Genomic DNA, 21,056 nt, shown 5'->3' with positions numbered 1-21,056 from the left:
TATGATTTCAAATTTTGATTTTTTGGCAATTGATATAGATACAGCCGAGCTTTTTAGAACCATAAATATGGCTGAAGAAAATTATACACATGGGGACTATGAAGGCACGCTAACTAAGGTAAGAAAAGTTGCTGAGAATACAGCGAGGTTGGTTGCCGATAGAGAATATTTAAATATTCGTGAACGCGCCACCTTTAACGATGTACTAAGAGAGATAAGAGATTTTATTCCCAATAAAACAATCGTTGATCACTTTTATGATATCAAGGGAAAAGGGAATAATTCTGCCCATGTCCTTAATCCAGAAGATGCGACAAAAGAAAATGCCCTAAAATCACTAAAACAAGTCTTTGACATACTAGCTTGGGTCATGCTGACCTATATTGAACCGGATATTAAAGCCAGTGCAATTGGTCAGTTTTTAGAACCGAGAGCACAAGAAATGTACACTACGGCTGAACGGAAGTTTATCTATATTCAAACAGTTAACAATGAAAGTGGACTATTTAATGCCTTCGAAGGGACTCAAAAAATTGGTGAGGGTAGCGTTTCTTCGGATGATATTGAGACAGATTGGTCGCCAAATAGTGACTTTTTACGTACTGTTGCCCCAAAACGTATTAATCAATACATGAAAACATCTGGTCTGCCTTATACGCTTGGTTGGGTAGAGCTTGCTTACAAAAAGGCGACCAAGTCCTGGTTCCATGATTATGATGTGCATAATGTCTTGAAGCGTTCAGGGATTAAACAGGCTGAACAACTGGAAGGAACAGAGTGGTTCAAGACGGATTTAGAGACAGCTAAGGCTGCTATTAAAGCTGTTAAAGAAGGTAGAAATTATCTAAATATTACTGCCAAAGAATCATTTATTGAAGAACCAGTTATCACCCTTCGTCCAGAACAAGAGGCAGCGGTCGAGCAGACGCAAAAAGTCTTTAAGAAAAAAGACCGAATGCTCTGGAATGCTAAAATGCGTTTTGGTAAAACCTTGACGTCCTTGCAATTGGTCAAGAATGAAGCCTTTCAAAGAGTGCTCATCATGACTCATCGTCCTGTTGTGGCGGATTCTTGGTTTGATGATTTCAAGAAAATGAAGATGAGCGCTGATGGGTATGATTATGGCTCAGTCAATCAAGGAGAAACGCTTGAAAACCTGAAGCGAGGTGAGAAACCTTTTGTGTATTTCGCTTCAATCCAATTGCTTCGGTACAATGGCGGACAAACCAATCTGAAAGATTTTGCAGATGTGGATTGGGATTTGATCATCATTGATGAAGCGCATGAGGGGACTCAGACAGAGCTTAGTGATTCGGTAATGAAAGAATTGGTCAAAGAGCATACAAAGATACTTGAACTATCGGGGACACCTTTCAATCTTTTGGATCAATTTGACGAGGAGCAAGTCTATACTTGGGACTATGTCATGGAACAACAGGCTAAGAAGAAGTGGGAATTAGAACGTCCAAGTGAGCCAAATCCTTATGAAACTTTGCCAAAAGTATCGATGTACACTTTTGAAATGAAGCATAAGGAACGTTTTTCTGATGAGAGTAAATCGTTCAACTTTAGGGAATTTTTCCGTGTGGCTGAGGATGGTCAACTTGTTTATAAGCAAGAGGTTCGCCAATTCTTAGATAATATCACACATCCAGATAGTCGTACGAACTACCCTTTTTCAACGAAGTCTTATCGTGAAGAGTTGCGTCATACGCTTTGGCTTATGCCAGGTGTTAAAGAAGCTAATGCTTTTGAGGACTTGCTTAAAGAACACCCTATTTTCGGGAAAGAATATAAAATTGTTAACGTTGTTCGAGGAGCAAGTAGCGATGATGGAATTGCTAACGATGCGGACATAGAGAAAGTTCGTTCTGCTATTGGTAAAGACCCTTCGCAGACAAAAACCATTACCTTGACGGTTCGTAAACTAACTACAGGTGTTAATATCCCAGAGTGGACAGCCGTCTTGTTTTTGTCAAATACCAATAGTGCCATGAACTACCTACAAGCTGCCTTTCGTGCCCAGACGCCTTTTTCTCATGAGAAATTGGGAATGAAGACGAATTGTTATGTTTTTGATTTTGCTCCTGATAGAGCCTTGACTGTCATGGCGGAGAGTGCCCAGATTAACTCAGGTGTAGGGAAGAAAAATACGCAAGCACAAAAGCAAGCTATGGCTCGTCTTCTAAACTTTATGCCAATCTTAGGGGCTTCAGACAATGGAATGAAGACCTACGATGTGGATAGAATGCTGACACAGCTCAAGAAAGTTTATGCTGAAAAGGCAGTGCGGTCAGGTTTTGAAGACGACAGTCTATATAATGACAATCTTTTAACTTTAACTGCTGATGATGCAAGCATGTTTACCAAACTCAATGCTATTGTTGGTAAGACACAGAGTCAAAAGACGCCTAAGAAAGTTGTAATCAATGAAAATGGATTGACAACTGAAGAGCATGAGCAAGCTGAAAAAGCTAAAAAGAAACCAAAAGCTAAACGAACAGCAGAAGATCTAGAGGTTATCGAAAAGCAAAAAGAAGCTAAGAAACAGCGGAAAAATATGATTTCTATTTTACGCGGGGTTTCTATCCGTATTCCGATGATGATTTACGGCATGGCGGTCGATTTATCAAAAGATATCACCATTCAAGACTTTATCAAGCAGGTGGATGATGAATCGTGGAAAGAGTTCATGCCAAAAGGTTTCACCAAGGGAATGTTTAGTGAGATTACCAAGTATTATGATGCTGAGGTCTTTATCGAAGCGGGTCGTATCATTCGTCAGCGTGCCAAATCCTTTGATGACCTGGACTTCATCGAGCGGGCGGAGCGGATTGCGGAGCTGTTTGGGACCTTTAAAAACCCTGATAAGGAAACGGTACTGACACCATGGCGCGTGGTCAATCTCCAAGTATCTAAGTCTGTCGGTGGTTTGAACTTCTATGATGATAACTTTGAGTCGGCGACAGATGGTGCGAGGTCAAATCTTCACTGGGTGTCTAATGAAGTGACTCCATCAATCTATCAACGAGATACGAAAATCTTAGACATTAACTCGAAGACAGGTCTCTACCCTCTTCATAGCGCCATTAGCTTGTATTATCAAAGAGTGGCAGAAAATGATGACAACCATTTTGAAGCTGACCAAGTCTATCAAGAGATTTTAGCGAATAATATCTACGCTATTGCCAAAACACCAATGGCAAAAACCATTACCGAACGTACACTGACAGGCTATCGGAAGTACAAAACCAATGTAACTTACATTGAATGCCTGACAGATACCCTAAAAACAGATAGTGAACAAGGTAAAAAACTAGTTGAGGAGGCATTTAACAAGGTGAAATTTGATGTAGTGATAGGAAATCCTCCGTATCAGGAAGAGACAATCGGGGAGAATTCTACATTTGCTCCACCTATTTATCATAAATTTATGGACTTATCTTATGAGGTGGCAGATAAAGCAGTTCTGATTACTCCAGCTCGCTTTTTGTTCAATGCAGGAAGTACACCTAAGGCATGGAATAAGAAAATGCTAGAAGATGAACATCTCAAAGTGATTTACTTTGAACAAAATTCAGCAAATATTTTCCCGAATACCGATATCAAAGGTGGAGTTGCTGTCACTTTTCGTGATGCTAATGTAAACTTTGGTGCTATTGAAACATTTACTGCGTTTGATGCCCTAAATAATATTCTACATAAGGTTGCTCCGCTGACTAAAGCTACCCTAGATAGTATTATTAGTGGACGTGGGGTGTACAAATTATCAGAAAAAGCTCTCATTGACCATCCCGAAATCGAAGATATCCAATCAAAAGGGCACAAATTTGATGTTGGTTCTGGTGCGTTTAAGATTTTGTCTGATATCCTCTATTTTGATAAAAAGCAATCTGACAATGATGTGCAAATACTTGGATTGGAAAATTTGAATCGGACATACAGATGGATTAACCAAGATTATCTAAATCCACCAGAAAGTTTTAGAAAATACAAGGTGTTCTTCCCACAAGCTAACGGAAGTGGAGCTATTGGTGAAGTAATTTCAACACCCCTAATCGGGGCACCCCTAATCGGGGCTACTGAGACTTTTTTGTCTATTGGTGGTTTTGAAACCAAAGAGGAAGCAGAGGCTTGTTTGAAGTATATCAAAACGAAGTTTGCTCGAGCCATGTTGGGAGTTTTGAAGATTACGCAAGCTACTACAAGAGATAAATGGGCGAAAGTCCCACTCCAAGACTTTACGTCTAACTCGGACATTGATTGGTCACAATCAATCGCTGAGTTAGACGTGCAACTCTACCGAAAATATGGACTTTCTCAAGAAGAAATTGACTTTATAGAAAGTAAAGTGAAGGAGATGGAGTAAGGAAAATTTGAAAACAGAGGTGTAGATGACAGAATTTAAATTTAATAAGTTAACACCATTAAACGATGTTGATATCGATGCGTCGCATGAAGCAGCGATGAATTATGCACTAGAAGATAAAGGTATTAAGAATGTAGCGATATCTGGAAATTATGGTTCAGGTAAAAGTAGTTTTATAGAGACTTATAAAAGTAAAAATGGAAGTTTTAAACCATTACATATCTCGTTGGCACACTTTTCTTCTCTGAATCACCTTGAAAATGGGAGCAATGCTCAATTGGAAATATTTCAAGGGCAGATTGAAAATAGTGATTCGCTGGAGCAAATTAATATCATTGAGGGGAAAATAATTAATCAATTGTTACATCAGATTGATGCAAAGTATATCCCGATGACTATTTTCAAGTCTAAGAAAAACCCATTATTTTCCGAAATTCTTAAACTATCTACTGCATTCCTACTATTCTTATTGCCGATTATGTTTCTATGGAATTATACTCAATTAGCCATTTTAGTTAGAGAAGGATTTCCAAACTTTCCTCACCTTGGGAGTATTATTCGTTTGTTAGCTTATCTAATTTTAACGTGCAATATGATTTATGCAGTATATAAATTATCTGAATTACAGTTAAAAAGACGATTAATCAAAAATCTTTCTTTTCGTGGGGCAAATATTTCTGGAGATATTGAAGTATTTCAAAGTGAAGAAGACTCCTATTTTGATAAATATTTAGATGATGTTTTATATCTCTTTGATAACTGTCAGAGTGATATTGTCATCTTTGAAGATATTGATCGATTTGAAACAAACCTAATCTTTGAGAAACTAAGAGAAATAAATACGCTTGTTAATAATAAGAGAAAAGATGGAAAGAAACTTTTATTCATCTATCTTATCAAAGATGATATGTTTACTTCGCAAGATAGAACTAAATTTTTTGATTTCATCATTCCAATTATTCCAGTAATTACCTCATCTAATTCAGGTGAAAAACTAGGAGAAATACTAACAAATTTAGGTGAAGCACACAGTGTTAGTAAAACAATGTTAAAACAAGTGGCGATTTACATTGATGATATGAGACTGGCGTATAATATCTGTAATGAGTTTGTTTTATATAAGAATAACTTATTTAGTCAGAAAGAAAATGATAATAATAAGCTGAATCTTTCATCAGATAAAATTTTTGCAATCATTGTTTATAAAAATATTTTTCCTAAAGATTTTTCATTACTCCAGAAAGACTCAGGATTTGTTCATCAACTTTTTAGTAAGATTGATAATTTGAGACAGCGTAATCTAGATAAAAAATCAGCAGAAATTGAGAAAATAGAAGAAAAGATAATTTCTTCTGAACAAGAATTTTCTAGGAATAAACTTGAACTTTATTCAACGTATCTGAAGGTTCCTGAGGGAAGGGTAGCTATTCGAGTAAATGGTAAAACCGAGAGTCAATTTCCTAATAGGCTAGATTTTATACGTGAAATTCTATCGGAAGATGCTGAAATTGAATCAGTTAAAGCAGATTATTATTCTCAGCTAAATGGTCGAAAAGAAGAATTAGAAGATATATTCCCGATGAATGATATTAGTTTTCAAGAGCGGTTGAGTGCTTTAGATAATCAAAATCATCTTAATGAGTTGAATTCTAATTTAGAAAAATTACGCGAAGAGTATGAAAATATTAAATCAGAAAAGTTATCTGTACTCATTAACCGTCATTTTTTCGATACTATAATGGAAGAATATTCCTACTTAAAGAAAGAGAAAAACTCTCTAATCATGCATTTATTGAGAAATGGCTATATAGATGAGAGTTTTCCAGACTATATTACTTATTTTTACCCTAATAGCCTGAAGAAGCAGGATAAAGAGTTTTTAAATGCGGTGCAAGGAGAGATTGAACTCGACTGGGATTATTCTTTGATAGAAGTTGCAGAAGTCAATGAAAGACTTGATGACTCCGATTTTACGAGAATTTATGCCTTAAATTTTGATCTGTTTGAATATCTTTTACAGAGAGAAAGTAAGAAAAGATTGGAAAGTTATTTATCAGAGACTAATGTAAAATTTGTTAACAAGTTTTTACAACAAAACTCACGACCTCTTGCAGCAAAAATTTCTGTCCTGCTCTACTTAACTGATTTAAATCAGGAAACATTAAAATTACTTTTGACATCTGATGACATTCTTGAAAAAGAAAAAATTCAGATAATTGTTTTACTGTTATCATTTATTGACTTTTCTAAAGTCGGTTGGCAAGAAGAACTACAAGAGGTAATAAACTCTTTTGTAAATAGTAACTGGTCAGATATCCAAGAAATTATTGATAATTTTAACGAGCTCCTCAATAATACTCAGATTCAAGATAATTTGAAGTTTATGGAAGTTAAAATTAAAGATTTAAGTTTTGAAGATAGCCATAAAGTGATGAGTGATTTTGTTTATGACAATAATCTTTATGATGTTAATGTTAAAAACGTTCGAAGTTTAGCTTTTTATTTGGATGATAATTTTAAACAAGACAGTTTGATAAAACAACCAATTACGACTGTTAGAAAGTTTGATAAGCTCTTTAGTTATATTGAAAAAAATATTGACCGATTTGTAACAGAGTTTATACCCTATATGAGCGATAATTTATGTGATAAGTGGCTAGATATGTATTATTTACTTAATCATAACGAAGTAACCAGTGATAATAGAATAGAGTACTTGAAGAGAGTCCAAAATAATATTTTGGATTTTGAACAATTGGATGATGCTATAATCAAGGACGCAGCTATTGCATTCAATAAAGCAAGATTTAGTACGAAAAATATTCTAGATTACTTCTGTGAATATCATAGTTGGAATGATCGATTGATTGAATTTGTAAATAACGGGGAGCACTTGGATTTTTTACAAACAGAGTTCAAGGGATTTTCAGATGAATTTCAAGAAGAATTTTTTGAAGAAACCGTTAAATGTAACCAATTAGCTAATGATAAATACAAAGAGATTCTTTCAAAATTGGGATGGTGTTTTACAGAATTTAAGTTGGCAAATATTGCTGATGAAAAAATGTCAATTCTAATTAGTACAAGAAGTATATCGGATAAATTTTCAGTAAATACATTAAATTTCCTCAGAGATAATTATCAAAATCATGTTATTGAATATTTGATGGAATATATTGATGAGTATCTTTTAGAAAATGTGGAGGATACGGATGTTTATCACGAAAGTGAAATGATAAGTCTTCTTGATGAAGTGCTAACTGATGAAGATAAATTTAAAGTTATTGATAAATTTCCTAGTAGCATATCCCTATCGGATAAGAACTATTCTACAGCGGTGATTGACTATATCTTGCAAAATAAATTTGATGAAGAAGATTTGAAATTTTTTATCTCTAATTATAAAATTTTATCGATTAGTACGAAATCAATATTTAGAAAAATATTTGCTGATTATATTTCTGAGTTTTTAAATGAAATCGATTCAGTTGATAAAAGTTTGCTCTATGAAGTCATCGAGGATACAGCCATAGATATTGAACACCGTCGACTTGTATTGGCGAACTATATTGATGATTTTAGTTATCCTGAACTTTTAACTTTATTGAATAGTGTCAGACTAATGGAAATTATTACCTCTTTAACAGATAATAAAAAACCGAAAGTAGAAATAACCGGCTATAATGAATTGATTCTTGAATACCTTAAGACAAACAAAAAAATTGCCTCCTATCATCAAGAAGGAGATAGCTATAGAATTTATAGTCGGAAACATAGGTAAGGAGGTGCTTTTATATTGAAAGATAAGGATGAATTATTTTGTAAACTATCCCACTACCAATTCTCACCAGAAAACCAATACCTAGATCGAAAATCAGCCAGAAAGAAACCGTCTGAACTTCTCAAACACTTGATTGCTTTTGCCAATGCGGATGGCGGTCAACTGGTTATTGGTATTGAGGACGAGAAACAGGATAATATTATCACTGGTTTCAAGGACGGCAGGGCTTATCCCATAGACGATTTTAAAAAGATTGACCGTGAGATGCGTGAGACTCCTTTGGATTTATCTTTTGAGGAAATCCCTGTAATCAATCATAAGGGTGAAGAAGATTTCATTTTAGTTATCACTGTGGAATTGTCATCAAATCGTGTGATTGCAGCACCAAATGATGATGTCTATCTTCGTCAAGGAGATGAATCTGTCAAGTTGAGTTATGAGCAACGAACTCAACTCAGTTATGATAAAGGACAACGCTTCTTTGAAGATGAGGTCGTCCCTGATGCCCGTCTGAAAGATATTGACGATAGCTTGGTTCAGGATTTTAAAAATCGTTTTGATATATCAGAGCGTTCTGTGGAAGAAATCCTTAAAGCACGTCGATTTCTAATCAATGGGAAATTAACCAAGGCAGCAATTTTACTCTTTGGCAAATATCCGTCAGCATTCTTCCCTCAAGCGCGTGTCCGATTCCAGCGATTTGATGGTACAGATATGGGAACTGGAAGTAGTTTTAATGTTATCAAGGAAGTAACCTTTGATGATGCTCTCCCAATTTTGATTATCAAGGTACGAGATTTTATTCGTACTCAGCTTCGTGAATTTCAGTATTTGGATGACAATGGGCAATTCCAAATTTTGCCTGAGTATCCTGAATTTGCCTGGTTTGAAGGTGTTGTCAATGCTGTAACTCACCGTGATTATTCTGTCTATGGTGATCACATTCGTGTGCTTATGTTTGATGATCGACTAGAGATTCATAGCCCAGGGAAATTACCCAATATCGTCACCGTTGACAATATCAAGCATGAACGATTTTCACGAAACCCTCGCATTGCCAGAACCTTGACAGAGTTCGGTTGGGTACGTGAGATGAATGAAGGTGTTAAACGTATCTACTCGGAGATGGAATCTGCTTTTCTACATGAACCTAAATTCTCAGAACCTGGGAATAAGGTTGTCCTGACGCTTGAGAACAACATTGTCAGCCGACATCTCCGTACAAGAGACAGCTTGGAAAAACAGTTCTCTGATTTTGGTGCATTAACAGCAGACGAGCAGGCTATTATCCACTATATGTATAATTCAGGCGAGAGAATGACAACGGCAAAAGCTGTTGAATTGACTGGTAGAAGCAGACGTCATATAGGAAAAGTGTTGCAAAAATTGACAGATCAAGGACTCTTGAAATGGTATGGCAATAGTAAAAATGACAAAAATCAATACTACACTCTTGCTTCAAAATAGATTTCATTTTATACTGAGAACGCAGTAGAACGCAGTAGAACGCAGTAGAACGCAGTAGAACGCAGTAGAACGCAGTAGAACGCAGTAGAACGCAGTAGGATACAGTAGAATACAGTGTTGCTAGGGCACCAAATTATTCAATATGTTGGATAATTTTGATTATAGGTGAAAAGTATCTAGATGAGGAATGGAAAGAGGAAGAGATGATTTTTATTAGTTATAATCACGGAGATCAAGATGTAGTAGATATGATTGCTAAACGATTAGAGATTGAGTTTGGACGAGATAATATTTTCTACGATAAATGGTCTATGCAACCAGGAGATAGTATTATAGGCAAAATGGATGAAAGGCTTGAAAAAGTTACAACATTTTTTTATTTTCTATCATCAAATAGCTTGAATAGCAACATGGTCAAAAAAGAATGGCAAGCGGCTCTAACTAAGTCTCTCTATGAGGGAGTTAAATTTGTCCCAATAAAGGTTTCTGATTGCAAGATACCAGCTATTTTAACAGATGTATACTACATTGATTTATTTAGTCAAGGATTAGATAATACTATTGAACAAATGCGAAGTGTGATAAGTGGCAGTTCGAGATATACACCCTTACCTGATATAGAGAATTTACAAGTTTCTATTAAATATATATCAACTAATGAGGTTGAGTTTAAAATTTTTACTACACATTTTGTGGAAAGTGATGCATCTTTTGGTTTTGTTTGCAAAAATCCAATTGACTCATATGAAGTTCGTCCCTTAACAGAAACGATATACCGGAGTATGCAAGGGGAAACATATAAGAAATTAAGTGATGGTAGAGAGAAAGCATTTAAAATGCAAATTGGAATTCTGCAGCGTTCTATTACGCCAAGTCAACCTTTTATAGGCAGGTTGGTCTCTAAGCAATTACCATTACAGCTAGAAGGTATTTTGCATATAAAGTCATTTGAACCGGTAAATTTTAGGGAATTAAAGATAAATATTGAGCAGTGATTAGTATTTAAAATAACTCGAATCAGGGAATAAAAAAACAAGTCATTCTATGACGACTTGCTTATCCATTTCTCAACTATATAAGCTCCGAAAACGAGTTTTTGGTAATCTATTTGAAAGTTTGCTTTAATAGGCTTTTATTGAGATTTTACTTTTGGAACCCAAAACCAGGTCTTAAGAAGGCTCGTAAAGCTAGCCAGTTCTCTAAACGTTAAGAATCAGCTACAATACAGCAGAACAACACTTCATGGTTCACACCATGGGGTGTTTTTTGATGATTTTTTAGCAAAATTCACACCACTTTTCACACCAAATTCACACCATTACTTTTTAAGATTACGATAGGCGATTTCGCCAACAGCCATTGGAATGACATTTGAAGTATTGACATAAGTCTTCGTTGTAATAGTGTCACTATGTGTTAGAGCTTCAGAAATAGCCTCTAGTGATGTTCCTGCTTGTTTAGCTAGTGTTGCTCCAGTGTGGCGTAATTTGTGCGGTGTTGCATGAGACAGCTCCTTGTGACGGCGTTTGACTGACTTCATTTTGTTATTGAGATAATCAGCGTGTAAGGGGCTATTCACATTGCCTTTCATGTCGATATAGGTAAATACATATTGTTCATCAGATTGGATAATGCCGAATTTGGCTAGTTCGGTTTTCTGTTGTTTTTTCCAAGATTGGAGAAGGTCAGTAAGTTCATTAGGAATTCGAAATGTTGTTTTCTTATTTCCCTTAGTAGATTTAGGATTCTTGTATTTATCCAAGGCTTGAACTAATTGAATTTCCTGTTTTTTAATGTTGATGTGTTTCCATTGCAAAGCGTAGCTCTCGGATTTTCTATCCCCTAAGAAAAAAGTAGTATAGAATAGTACATAATCTTTGAAAAAGAGCTTTCCGCTTTCTAGGTCTTCTTCAAATGCTGTGAACCATGCTTGAAGTTCTGCTTGTGAAAGATATAAATCCTCATCACGCTTAGATTCTTGCAGATTAATTTTTTTAGTAGCCTTAATTCGACTTATTGTTTTTGATAGTCGGTTTGTCTCGATATATTCCAATTCCTCAGCCCAGTCAAAGATAGAATTGACATAGCTTCTAATGACCTTAAAGTTTGCATACTCTTCGGCTTTTTGAGTCAATAGGTTCAAGACGACTTGTTTATTTTGGTTGAGAAAGTCAATGGAATAATTCCCAAGCATGGGTAGGATATGCTTTCTAAAAACAATTTCAGTACCGTCAATTGTTGCTTGTGACGGTGGTTTAGTTGTAGAAGTTGTTTGACCTGCTTTGTAAGATTCCCACCAAACATTGTGATAAAAGTCTGAGAAGAGGATTGCCCCATTTGTTTCCAATGGAGTTGATTCTCCGCTTAGTATTTTATCAATTTTGTTTTGTAGTTCGAATTCGTATTTTTTTGCTTCACTCCTTAACTTAAAACGTTTCTCAATCACTTTTTTATCAATTCCAAGTGAAGATTTAGCTTCTTCTGGAATATAAATACGTAAGCGATAAGTTCCATTTTTTGTTTTAGTAATTGACATAGTATTCTCCTTGTGAATTGAGCTAGAAAAATACCGTGGCTTTATTATATCAAACCACGGATAGAATGCTACTGATTTTGTAGCCAGCGCTTGAGTTCAGTTTTATCAAATCGAACCGTTTTTCCGATTCGAATCACTGGTAATCCTTTTTTTATCCAAGAATCAAGTGTATTGTTGGAAATTCCTAGATAGTCACAGGCTTGTTGTTTATTCAAAAATGGACTACTAAGATTGCTGTTACCCAACCTATTTTCAATTTCCCGTTTGATTAAGTCAGCAATTAAGAGCTGAATTTGATGAACTTGTTCATCTGATAGAATGACTTGCATCATCTCGAGCCTTTCTAATAATTTCTGAATGACGTCTTGAATCAAGATACTTTGCAAAGAAGTATGTTTTATCTACAATCAGTGACAATAACATCGGTTCTTTATCTCTAGCAAAGTTCACCAGAGTCTTAAATTCTGTAAAATTATATTCCTCAATGAGATCGATTATAGTTGCGAGAAACTGATCATTTGTATTGCTAATTAAAAATTTGTCTAACTCAAAACCACAACCTGATTCAATATCTTCAAGTTTGTATGGAGTTTTATCAGGATTTTCAGCATGTACAAAGTAGTCATACATTCCTTTTGGAGATAGTATCACTTCTACGTGTGCTGGGGTATTTAGTTTTTCTGTTAGAAGTTCTGAAACTTGAGAGTAGCTTTTTAAGGAATCAAAGAACAAAGCACCATGTTTGTGCGACTTCTTAAACTCTCCAGTTTGTCTATTGACATCTTTATCATGCCAAGGGCTTAGCACAAATGGGACATGAATTTCTTCAAGGATTTCTAAATAATTATCAGGAGTACTTTCTTGATAAAGTAAGAAGGCCCATTTGTTAGAACGTTTTTCTTTTGACATTATTTTCCTTTCTGATTAATGATTATTGATTCACTGGGGGTCGTAGTAACCCCAGTGAATCAAGTGAAAAAGCAGGGCTTTTGTCAGTCACTTTGTGAGACAAGCCCTGCTTTTTTATCGTTTTGAACCGAAAATCTGCATCCATCTACCATTTCTCATAGGAGAAGAGAAGTAATAGTTAGGGTTATTATTTACGACTTCTTCAAAAATAATGGGCTCTGCTTGCTTATATAATTTTACTGAATCAACATTCGCAGGTAATCGAAGTGCTACTTTGATGCTTTGATTTTGAACATTTACTGTGCAATGACTGACTGCATTGTTATAAATTGTGAACTTATTTTGTTCCAATGTATTATTATTTACTTTATAAATAAACCATCTCATCCTTAAAGTTTTATAGATTGAAACTAGCAAATTTATTGGTGAATCTTTGATGATCCTAAGTGCGATTTCAATAAATAATAATACAATAATCAATGATAAAGAGGTTATAGTAATTGTGTTCAATATTCCACTGCTCTCATAAAGTAGTCTGATATAACCAAAAAATTTTGTATCTCCTAGAAATAGGATTTTTTCTACGTTTTGAATACTTATTTGTTGCATTATCAGATTGATAATGCAGCTTAATATCGATATTTGAAGTAATAAAATAATTAAATTGAAAGCTATATGAAAGTAATTATTCTTTTTAGACACTAAAGTATTCCTTTCTTTGTAAAATATGTTGGACATAGTAATGGTAACACTTGATAGGGGTGTTCGCTATCTGTAACTTGAATCAATCCAGTCCCTTTTCCAATTGGAATAACGATACCTTCGGGATCCAAATCTGGAAATAAAAACTGTGTAGTTTTTTTGTTGATGTTTCCGATTTGTATAAGTACATTTAGTTGTTCACGAACAGAGATTGGTAGTGTAGTGTGGTCAAATCGTTGACTAACAAGTAACAAATGCACTTTAGTTGCACGACCCAATAAGGCTATTTGTGTAATTAATGAGAAAAAAGACTCTCGAATTTGTTTGTTCACCCCTTCTGAAAGTGCCAATACCTCATCTATGACGATGGTAATATGCTTGAATTTCTGGTTTGGATTTTCAAAAAGTAATTTCTGTCGCTCATATATAATATTCAAGCTTTTACTGAGTTCTTCATTGACTTGAGATACAAAATCAGATTTAGAGCGACTAAAACTTGGATAGATGCATGGTACATTGTATTGAAATGCCCATCTCGAGGGTGTATCGAACTTTGGATCAACGATTATTAAATCGGAGAAATTTTTTAGTAGTGTTAAAAAATAAGTGAGTGCATAAGATTTCCCAGATCCAGAATTTCCTGCAATTGCAATTGATGTTATATTTTCATAGTTAATTTTGAGGTTTTTCATTATTGGAATGATGTTCTTATTCTGTTTTTGAACAAAACTTTCCAAATTTGGGATAATCAGTCGTTCAGAAATCCCAATTACCCAAGGGAAAAAGAGCCCTCTTTGTGTATGTATATCATCTGATTCTAGTGCGATGAAATACGCAGAATTTTGTTTAAGCAGCGTGTATTGTGGGAAGAGTGTAGCGTTTGCAATAAGATAGATTTTTTGATAAAGACTATCATCTATAATAAAGCTAGCAGGCATACGTGGAATAAATAGAAAGCCATCTTCCTGGACCTTAATAGAAAAACTATTGGAATAGCTTGTCTCACCTTGAATTAAACTACCCAGAGCCATGTTCAGGCTCTGAAGTAGATATTGTTCTATTTGATTATTTTTCATCATTTAATCTCTTTAACGTCTCTTGCTTTGAAATACACATTATTACCAACTTCGCAGGCTTGCAAATCATCAAATTGAATGATAGACATGTAGGCTGGTAAGTCAACATCGGTAGTAAATTTCACAGAAAAAGGAGGTAGACCTTTTTGAGTAAACCAAGCTCTGTAAGCGACAATTTCACCAGTTGGTCTCTTATTTTCAAACTTCAAAACAGGTTCTAGTTTTGTACTGATATTATAAATAGCTTGTTTGAAATCGATGTATTCAGATGCAACTGTTGCTGAGTAACCAGCTTGTCTGTTCTTTCTTTTCATTGATGTTACCTCGTAAAAAATTATTTTTGTCTCGGCCTTGACATAACTACTTTAACAAAAATAAAAATCCAACATTTGAAATTCTGTATGATACTGAATTTGCTGTTGCAATCTTTTTGCTTCATAGCTATAATTGTTAGTGTAAATAGTATTTATTACAGCATCGCCATTCATGCTACAACACACGTGTGTTGTGAAAAAACCTGTGATGGTAGATTGATTAGCTGTTAAAGAGAAAACCGAAGGTGTTCTTGTTGGTTAGTTGATCATGGTTATTGAGCAAGGAAAACAGATGGGTACAAGGCTATGGCTTGTTTTCCGGTTTATGTTCAGCCTACATGCTATTATGACGATGATTGTTATTCATTGGAAGTATGCTTTTTGATGAAATAACACAGGAGGAGACATTATTTGCTCTATCTAGGAGCGTTTCAGTAGACCTAGAAAATTAGGTCACAATCATGGCTTTTTTGTCATGCTCTGAAACGGATTCTAGGGGGCTTTTTTGTTTTATGTACTAAATTTGGTCAATGTTTTTTTGAAAGGAGGGTTGTAGCATGATAACAAAAGATAATATACAGATCAAACTTTGTACAACAGGAGGAATTATTTTGAAATTAGATTGAAAAACTACTAATTTTAACGCTGAAGATTAGTAGTTTTTATATATATGTTGAGCACTTTCAACTTAGAAAGGTGCTTTTTTTATTAACTATTTCAGCGTAAGAAAGAGGTATTTCATATGAATAACATTCAAAATAATTATTTAGCAAATTTAGGTAGGAATATTCGAAAGCAAATGAGAGAGAAAGGGTTAACGGTATATGATTTTGGTGCTGGAGAGAGGATGGTTGATAAATCAACTATTTCTCGGATTATTAATAGTAAAGAAAACTTAAGTAGAAATAAATTAGATGCTTTTCTAGAAACTTTAGTTTTAAAAAATAGTTTCTGTTTATACTTTCATAATAACTTCTTTTGCTATGAACTAATTGAAAGTACACTTGAATTAATAGAAAGAGAAAAAACATCTTGTTTATATAAAATATTAGCTAAACTACTTAGAGAAAAGTATGTTGATTTTTCGATGTTGGATACGTACTCACTAGTAAGAATTTACTTTGTAAACAATAGAGACACTATGACAAATAATCTTCAGCATTTTATGAAAGAGTCGCTTACGACAACGATGTCTTCTTTCGAAGTTGCAAAATTATATGAAAAATGGATTGAAGATTATTTACGAAATAATTGATAATATAAATGATAAAACGAGCAGTATCACACTGCTCGTTTATGTGTATTTGCTACTAATCATTTTCCCCGGCTTTTAGAATTGCATCGAAAATTAATAAATACTCTTTGCGTTTATTACTGCTTAGATTTGATAAGTTTGTCTGCAAGGAGTCAAGTAAGGGCTCTGTTGGTTTGCCGATTGTTTGATAGTCATTGAAGAAAGTTGTTGTTGAAATGTTGAAGGCGCTAATTAATTTTTCTAAGGTGTTAATCTTGATGTTTGAACGTTCTCCTCGTTCAATTTTTGCGATCGAAGACACATCGATATTGGCTGCTTCGGCTAATTGCTCTTGTGTCAGTTGAAATTCTTTTCTTAACTTTTGTACTTGTTTTGCAACGTATTGATCAAGGGTCATTTCCTGTCCTCCTATCCTCTAAGGATATATGTTTTTAAGGACAGTTAAAAGGTCTTAAAAGGACTGTAAAAATAGACTCTAGAGGACAATCTGTGGTATAATAGCTTATAATAAAAATATAGGAGAACAATATGAACAAGAAGTTAATCGTTAGTAGCTTATTGGTGCCGTTAGTTGCATCAACTGGAGTGGTAGTGCAGGCAGAACAAGTAGATACTACCAGTGTTCCGGAAACAAATGTAGAGAGCGCTGAGGTTACTGCCCAAAGCACAGAAACTACATCAGCACCTACAAAAGAAGAAGTAGATCAAGCTAAGTCTGAGTTGGATGCGGCTAATACTGCGGTCGCAACTCAGGAAGCAGTTGTTGAAAAACAGCAACATGCGGTCAATACAGAAGCGGTTGCTGTAACGACAGCCAAAGAAGAATTGACATCAGCGAAGACAATTGCAGAAAATGCAACTGATGAAAATATCGCTGCTGCATCACAAGCGGTAACTGAAGCTGAAACCAAAGTGACAGAAACTGAACAAGCTATCGTTAAAGCACAGAATGTTGTAAGTGAACAAGAAGCGGCTGTTGCTACACAGGAAGCGGTTGTTTCTTCTGCACAAGAAAATGTTACTTCTAAACAAGCAGAGGTAACTTCAGCACAAGCAGTTGTTGATTCTGCCCAAGCTAGTCTTGACGGAACAGGTGCAAGCAAAGTGATTGCAGCTCAGGAAACCGCTCAAAACAACGTTACAACCGCTGAAACTGCGGTATCTACTGCACAAGATGAATTGGCTTCTGCTCTTGAAACAGACGCTGCACGTGCAATCTCTATCATTGAAAAAGAGAGAGCTGTAACATCTGCACAAAAAGCAGCAACCACAGCAGCGGAAACATTGGAAGCTGCTCAATCAACTGCAACGAGCACACAAGCGACCTTGGCTTCTGCTACAAGCGCTTTGGCAACTGCAAAAGCGGATTATGACTCAATTAATACCATTTTTGTATCCGATGAATATGTAGAAGCTCTAAGACAATATAAAGATAGTCGCTATGGTAGTGACGCTTACAAAGCCGCAGTTGCCAAATTAAAAGAGATCAACGAAGGTTTACGAGCAGCAAATACTTACAAATCAAATGCGAATGACAAGTTGATTGTAATTGAAGATGTGAACAATATGTCTGACGAGTTGCTAACAGAGCTTTCTTTATTTGCATCTGACTTGGTAAATCAAGTTCGAGCTAAATTTGGAACGGTCTCTACATCTGTAACTACAAGCAGTGTAAAAGCTTCTGATTTGGTAACTGATGGATATGTAGCAGATAACTATGGATGGGAAAGTATCGTAGAATTCAGCCACAACGACTCCGCTCTGGATAAAGCAGGAAACTACTTTACTAAAGTGACGGTTGGAGAGAATTTAAACACCTGGAAAACCCTTCTAAGTAGAACGAATGTAGATAATGTAAAATCACTTATCTACCGTGCTATGATTGACTTCCTATACAACGGACGTGAGTGGCTACACGCGTCATCTGTGACAGGTTTGGATCTTTCAAGTCGTGCTACTGCAACGTATCTTGGTGTAGATATTTCTTCAGTGGCAGGTGCAACCAGTGTCCACTTGAACGATATTGACACAACTGACCTCTGGTCTGGGAATACCTTCAGCACCACAGCTATCGCTAATCCAAATGATAGCGCGACTATCCGTAGCACTTACGAACAGGCACAATCTGTTTACAATACTGCGTTGACTACCAACCAGAAAGCACAGAATGCTCTTGCTACTGCCAAAGATACAAATACAACAGCTCAGACAGCCCTTGCAACTGCGCAAGCAGAACTTTCTAAAGTTCTTGCAACTGCGGAACAAGCACCTGCTGCTCGTATTAAATTGGCGACAGCTCAGGCAACTCTCGCAACTACGCAAGAAACTCTTCGACTTGCAAATGAAGCCGTGGCTAACTTGAACGCAAGTATTCAAGAAAAACAAGCAACATTGGCAACTGCTAAAGCAGTTCTTGCAGAAAAAGAAGCAGCACTCGCAACAGCAAAATCAGAGTTGGCAACAGAAGTAGCTACTTTGAACAATTTGAAAAATCAAGTTGCTTCATCAAAAGCTACTCTAGCTAATCTGCAAAATGCACCTGCCTTGTTGGCAGCAGCACAAAGCAAATATGATCAAGCTAACGCAAGTTTGACAAGCAAAGTAGAAGCTCTTAATAAAGAATTGGCTCTCCTTGCAGATTTGAAAGCGACTCAAACAATCAGCGAAGAAAACTACACTGCCCTTTTGAATGCTTACAATGCTTACCTTGAAGAAGTAGCTGCTAAAGAACTTAAAGAACGTTTGGATGCAGAATACAAAGCTATCGTTGACAATAATGGAACACCTGTTCCTGTTGTTGATGAAACTGGAAAAGTAGTAGGTTATACAGATTCTAATAAGTCTGTTGCTCCTAAAGCAGCTGCAGTGACTACCCAAGCAAGCACAAAGGCTATGACGACTCAGAACGCCTCTAAGCCAGCAACTAAGACGTTGCCGTCAACAGGTGATACATTCAGCCTAATGAGTTTAATCGGAGTTGGTTTGTTGGGTCTGGCACCGGTTGCTCGAAAACGGAAGTGATTGATTCCGGTTGACTTTAGACTAACTATGTTAAAAAAGATTGACGTTTTGTAGTGTTAATCTTTTTTTGATTGACCTATATGATTATGATAATTACTATAAGAATCTTGATGAATTAAAAGCATTTATTACCTCTTTTTTACCTCTGCAAGGGGCAATATCAGAAAGTAACGAATCCGTAAAAACTATGAAGCAAAGTCTAAAAAATAGCATCGGGTTAGAAAGAAATCTAAATCAAGCTATCAGAGATGTTTGCTCAGGTCTAGACGCTTATCTAACACTTACTGAACGTTTTAATAATTCAATTGATATTTTATTGGAGAAAAGTAGATTTATCATCAAGTAACTTTGTAATAAATTGCCATAAAAATGTCCCTACATAAAAGTAAACGGCACTCTTGAAATACAATCAGGAGTGCTGTTATTGTGATATATTGATGATGAAACTAACCAATACTAATGGTTAGTTCTTGATTTAGAGCAAAAGCGATTTTGCTCATGGTTTCGATGCTGGTATTGTTTCCTCGCTCAATACGAGCTATGGTTGACTGTGGAACATGTGAGAGCTCTGCTAGTTCACGTTGAGTAAGTCCAGCCTTTTGGCGTGCATTATAGACAGCGAGAGCGCTCTCTAAGATAGTTTTTTCTGCCAAATAGCCAGATTTGAAGTCATCGTTTTTCAGTTCTTTATTCAAAAAATCATCAAAATTAATGTTAGCCATTATTGTTCTCCTCAAATTCTTTTTTCAATGTCTTAGCGTGCTTGATTTCAGCAGTAGGTGTCTTTTGTGTTTTCTTAGTAAAACCATGCGTGATGATGAAACGATCGTTAACAACATGGAAATAAAGGGCGCGCTGAATATTACTGGATACTTTGGATCGGATTTCAAAGATGCCGTTATCTAACTTTTTAACCCATTCCATGCGTTGTGCAACCAACAAGCCCTGTTCTTGAATCATGCTGATAGTAGCTAGGAGTTTTTGCTTATCTTTTGTTGGTAAGGTTTGTAGAAATTCGACAAATTCTGTCCGCCCGTTTGGGCGTGTGTAAAATTCAAATTTTGGGTGTTTCATTATGTCTCCATGATAGCATATATTGTTCATTTGTGCAATTATCAATGGTGTGAACTTTTCGGCATAAATTAGCTCAATTCGTGTATTTTGGGGGTAAAATTCACACCATTCAGATGACATTCATTGAAATTAGATGAAATATATTGTTTTGAAAATCCGTAAAAACGTTGATATTAAAAGGTTTTGAAATTAGTTGAAATAAACAATGCTCCAACCAGGTCTTAAGAAAGCACGTAATGTTAGCCAATTCTCTAAACGTTTACATACCTCGATATATCAACGTTTCAAAGCACTCAAGAGTCGCTTTTTTATAATTAGGTAGTTTTTATAGTTACAACGGATTTTGATTGATGTCATAATCGGTTCAGAGTCAAATCCATACCAATTGGAAATCAAAAGGGTTGAGGAACCTTTGAAGGTTGAAAATGAAGCAAACATAGCTACCTTCTTTAATGGTTCTGTCAGTAGGGAGTTGTTCATGAAACACTTTCACCATTTCTATCAATATCCCACTTAACATTTTCGCTTGTTTTTGATATACTTTAGAAAATA

Annotated in this window: 15 protein-coding genes; 6 read left to right on the top strand and 9 right to left on the bottom strand. The window is 35.6% G+C overall.

Features of this window, described 5'->3' with window-relative positions; all coding sequences use genetic code 11:
• The first annotated feature begins 1 nt into the window (after window position 1).
• The 4 genes from P7J58_RS03280 (at window position 2) to P7J58_RS03265 (ending at window position 10,612) form a co-directional block, all read left to right on the top strand.
• Window positions 2-4,369: an Eco57I restriction-modification methylase domain-containing protein gene (locus P7J58_RS03280; RefSeq protein WP_408555678.1), complete on the top strand. Its 4,368-nt coding sequence runs from the start codon at window positions 2-4 to the stop codon at window positions 4,367-4,369.
• 25 nt (window positions 4,370-4,394) lie between these two features.
• Window positions 4,395-8,150, top strand: coding sequence for a DNA-binding protein (locus P7J58_RS03275; protein WP_408555677.1), 3,756 nt, complete (start codon window positions 4,395-4,397; stop codon window positions 8,148-8,150).
• Window positions 8,151-8,165: 15 nt separating this feature from the next.
• Entirely contained in the window at window positions 8,166-9,617 is a 1,452-nt protein-coding gene (locus P7J58_RS03270) for an ATP-binding protein (RefSeq protein WP_408555676.1), read from the top strand.
• A 203-nt stretch (window positions 9,618-9,820) separates the two neighbouring features.
• The gene (locus tag P7J58_RS03265) at window positions 9,821-10,612 is read left to right on the top strand and encodes a toll/interleukin-1 receptor domain-containing protein (protein WP_099778463.1); all 792 of its coding nucleotides are present in this window, start codon (window positions 9,821-9,823) and stop codon (window positions 10,610-10,612) included.
• Between the two features lie 323 nt (window positions 10,613-10,935).
• Here P7J58_RS03265 and P7J58_RS03260 read toward each other — a convergent pair whose 3' ends face one another.
• From P7J58_RS03260 to P7J58_RS03235, 6 genes are all read right to left on the bottom strand, one after another.
• Complete coding sequence (locus P7J58_RS03260) at window positions 10,936-12,153, bottom strand: tyrosine-type recombinase/integrase (protein WP_408555675.1); 1,218 nt, start codon at window positions 12,151-12,153, stop codon at window positions 10,936-10,938.
• 68 nt (window positions 12,154-12,221) lie between these two features.
• Window positions 12,222-12,482, bottom strand: a complete 261-nt coding sequence (locus P7J58_RS03255) for a helix-turn-helix domain-containing protein (RefSeq protein ID WP_024405301.1) — start codon at window positions 12,480-12,482, stop codon at window positions 12,222-12,224.
• Complete coding sequence (locus P7J58_RS03250; protein WP_105146051.1) at window positions 12,460-13,062, bottom strand: replication protein; 603 nt, start codon at window positions 13,060-13,062, stop codon at window positions 12,460-12,462. Before P7J58_RS03250 ends, P7J58_RS03255 begins: the two co-directional genes overlap by 23 nt.
• Before the next feature lie 114 nt (window positions 13,063-13,176).
• Window positions 13,177-13,671, bottom strand: a complete 495-nt coding sequence (locus P7J58_RS03245; RefSeq protein WP_125183903.1) for a hypothetical protein — start codon at window positions 13,669-13,671, stop codon at window positions 13,177-13,179.
• A 92-nt stretch (window positions 13,672-13,763) separates the two neighbouring features.
• Entirely contained in the window at window positions 13,764-14,840 is a 1,077-nt protein-coding gene (locus P7J58_RS03240; RefSeq protein WP_408555674.1) for a cell division protein FtsK, read from the bottom strand.
• Window positions 14,840-15,154, bottom strand: a complete 315-nt coding sequence (locus P7J58_RS03235; protein WP_029177395.1) for a hypothetical protein — start codon at window positions 15,152-15,154, stop codon at window positions 14,840-14,842. Before P7J58_RS03235 ends, P7J58_RS03240 begins: the two co-directional genes overlap by 1 nt.
• A gap of 742 nt (window positions 15,155-15,896) precedes the next feature.
• Between P7J58_RS03235 and P7J58_RS03230 the strand changes: the two genes are divergently transcribed.
• Window positions 15,897-16,409 (top strand): helix-turn-helix domain-containing protein, encoded by a 513-nt coding sequence (locus P7J58_RS03230; protein WP_105146050.1) that lies wholly within the window; start codon window positions 15,897-15,899, stop codon window positions 16,407-16,409.
• A 55-nt stretch (window positions 16,410-16,464) separates the two neighbouring features.
• Here P7J58_RS03230 and P7J58_RS03225 read toward each other — a convergent pair whose 3' ends face one another.
• Window positions 16,465-16,806, bottom strand: a complete 342-nt coding sequence (locus tag P7J58_RS03225) for a helix-turn-helix domain-containing protein (RefSeq protein WP_044680634.1) — start codon at window positions 16,804-16,806, stop codon at window positions 16,465-16,467.
• Window positions 16,807-16,937: 131 nt separating this feature from the next.
• Here P7J58_RS03225 and P7J58_RS03220 point away from each other — a divergent pair, with 131 nt between their 5' ends.
• Window positions 16,938-19,430 (top strand): SEC10/PgrA surface exclusion domain-containing protein, encoded by a 2,493-nt coding sequence (locus P7J58_RS03220; protein WP_408555673.1) that lies wholly within the window; start codon window positions 16,938-16,940, stop codon window positions 19,428-19,430.
• Window positions 19,431-19,876: 446 nt separating this feature from the next.
• Here the strand turns inward: P7J58_RS03220 and P7J58_RS03215 are convergent, their stop codons facing one another.
• A complete protein-coding gene (locus P7J58_RS03215; RefSeq protein WP_024403884.1) occupies window positions 19,877-20,152 on the bottom strand; it encodes a multiprotein-bridging factor 1 family protein in 276 nt (91 codons plus the stop codon).
• Complete coding sequence (locus tag P7J58_RS03210; RefSeq protein WP_408555672.1) at window positions 20,145-20,504, bottom strand: type II toxin-antitoxin system RelE/ParE family toxin; 360 nt, start codon at window positions 20,502-20,504, stop codon at window positions 20,145-20,147. The genes P7J58_RS03215 and P7J58_RS03210 overlap by 8 nt, the downstream gene beginning before the upstream one ends.
• Window positions 20,505-21,056 lie beyond the last annotated feature (552 nt).

This window comes from Streptococcus suis, assembly GCF_046032535.1.
Classification (GTDB): domain Bacteria; phylum Bacillota; class Bacilli; order Lactobacillales; family Streptococcaceae; genus Streptococcus; species Streptococcus suis_AK.
This window is presented reverse-complemented; position numbering and strand designations above follow the sequence as displayed.

Excerpts from the sequence above, each read along its gene's own strand:
- P7J58_RS03280 (WP_408555678.1), top strand. The coding sequence starts at position 2 with ATGATTTCAAATTTTGATTTTTTGGCAATTGATATAGATACAGCCGAG.
- P7J58_RS03275 (WP_408555677.1), top strand. The coding sequence starts at position 4,395 with ATGACAGAATTTAAATTTAATAAGTTAACACCATTAAACGATGTTGAT.
- P7J58_RS03265 (WP_099778463.1), top strand. The coding sequence starts at position 9,821 with ATGATTTTTATTAGTTATAATCACGGAGATCAAGATGTAGTAGATATG.
- P7J58_RS03260 (WP_408555675.1), bottom strand. The coding sequence starts at position 12,153 with ATGTCAATTACTAAAACAAAAAATGGAACTTATCGCTTACGTATTTAT.
- P7J58_RS03255 (WP_024405301.1), bottom strand. The coding sequence starts at position 12,482 with ATGCAAGTCATTCTATCAGATGAACAAGTTCATCAAATTCAGCTCTTA.
- P7J58_RS03250 (WP_105146051.1), bottom strand. The coding sequence starts at position 13,062 with ATGTCAAAAGAAAAACGTTCTAACAAATGGGCCTTCTTACTTTATCAA.
- P7J58_RS03245 (WP_125183903.1), bottom strand. The coding sequence starts at position 13,671 with ATGCAACAAATAAGTATTCAAAACGTAGAAAAAATCCTATTTCTAGGA.
- P7J58_RS03240 (WP_408555674.1), bottom strand. The coding sequence starts at position 14,840 with ATGAAAAATAATCAAATAGAACAATATCTACTTCAGAGCCTGAACATG.
- P7J58_RS03235 (WP_029177395.1), bottom strand. The coding sequence starts at position 15,154 with ATGAAAAGAAAGAACAGACAAGCTGGTTACTCAGCAACAGTTGCATCT.
- P7J58_RS03230 (WP_105146050.1), top strand. The coding sequence starts at position 15,897 with ATGAATAACATTCAAAATAATTATTTAGCAAATTTAGGTAGGAATATT.
- P7J58_RS03225 (WP_044680634.1), bottom strand. The coding sequence starts at position 16,806 with ATGACCCTTGATCAATACGTTGCAAAACAAGTACAAAAGTTAAGAAAA.
- P7J58_RS03220 (WP_408555673.1), top strand. The coding sequence starts at position 16,938 with ATGAACAAGAAGTTAATCGTTAGTAGCTTATTGGTGCCGTTAGTTGCA.
- P7J58_RS03215 (WP_024403884.1), bottom strand. The coding sequence starts at position 20,152 with ATGGCTAACATTAATTTTGATGATTTTTTGAATAAAGAACTGAAAAAC.
- P7J58_RS03210 (WP_408555672.1), bottom strand. The coding sequence starts at position 20,504 with ATGAAACACCCAAAATTTGAATTTTACACACGCCCAAACGGGCGGACA.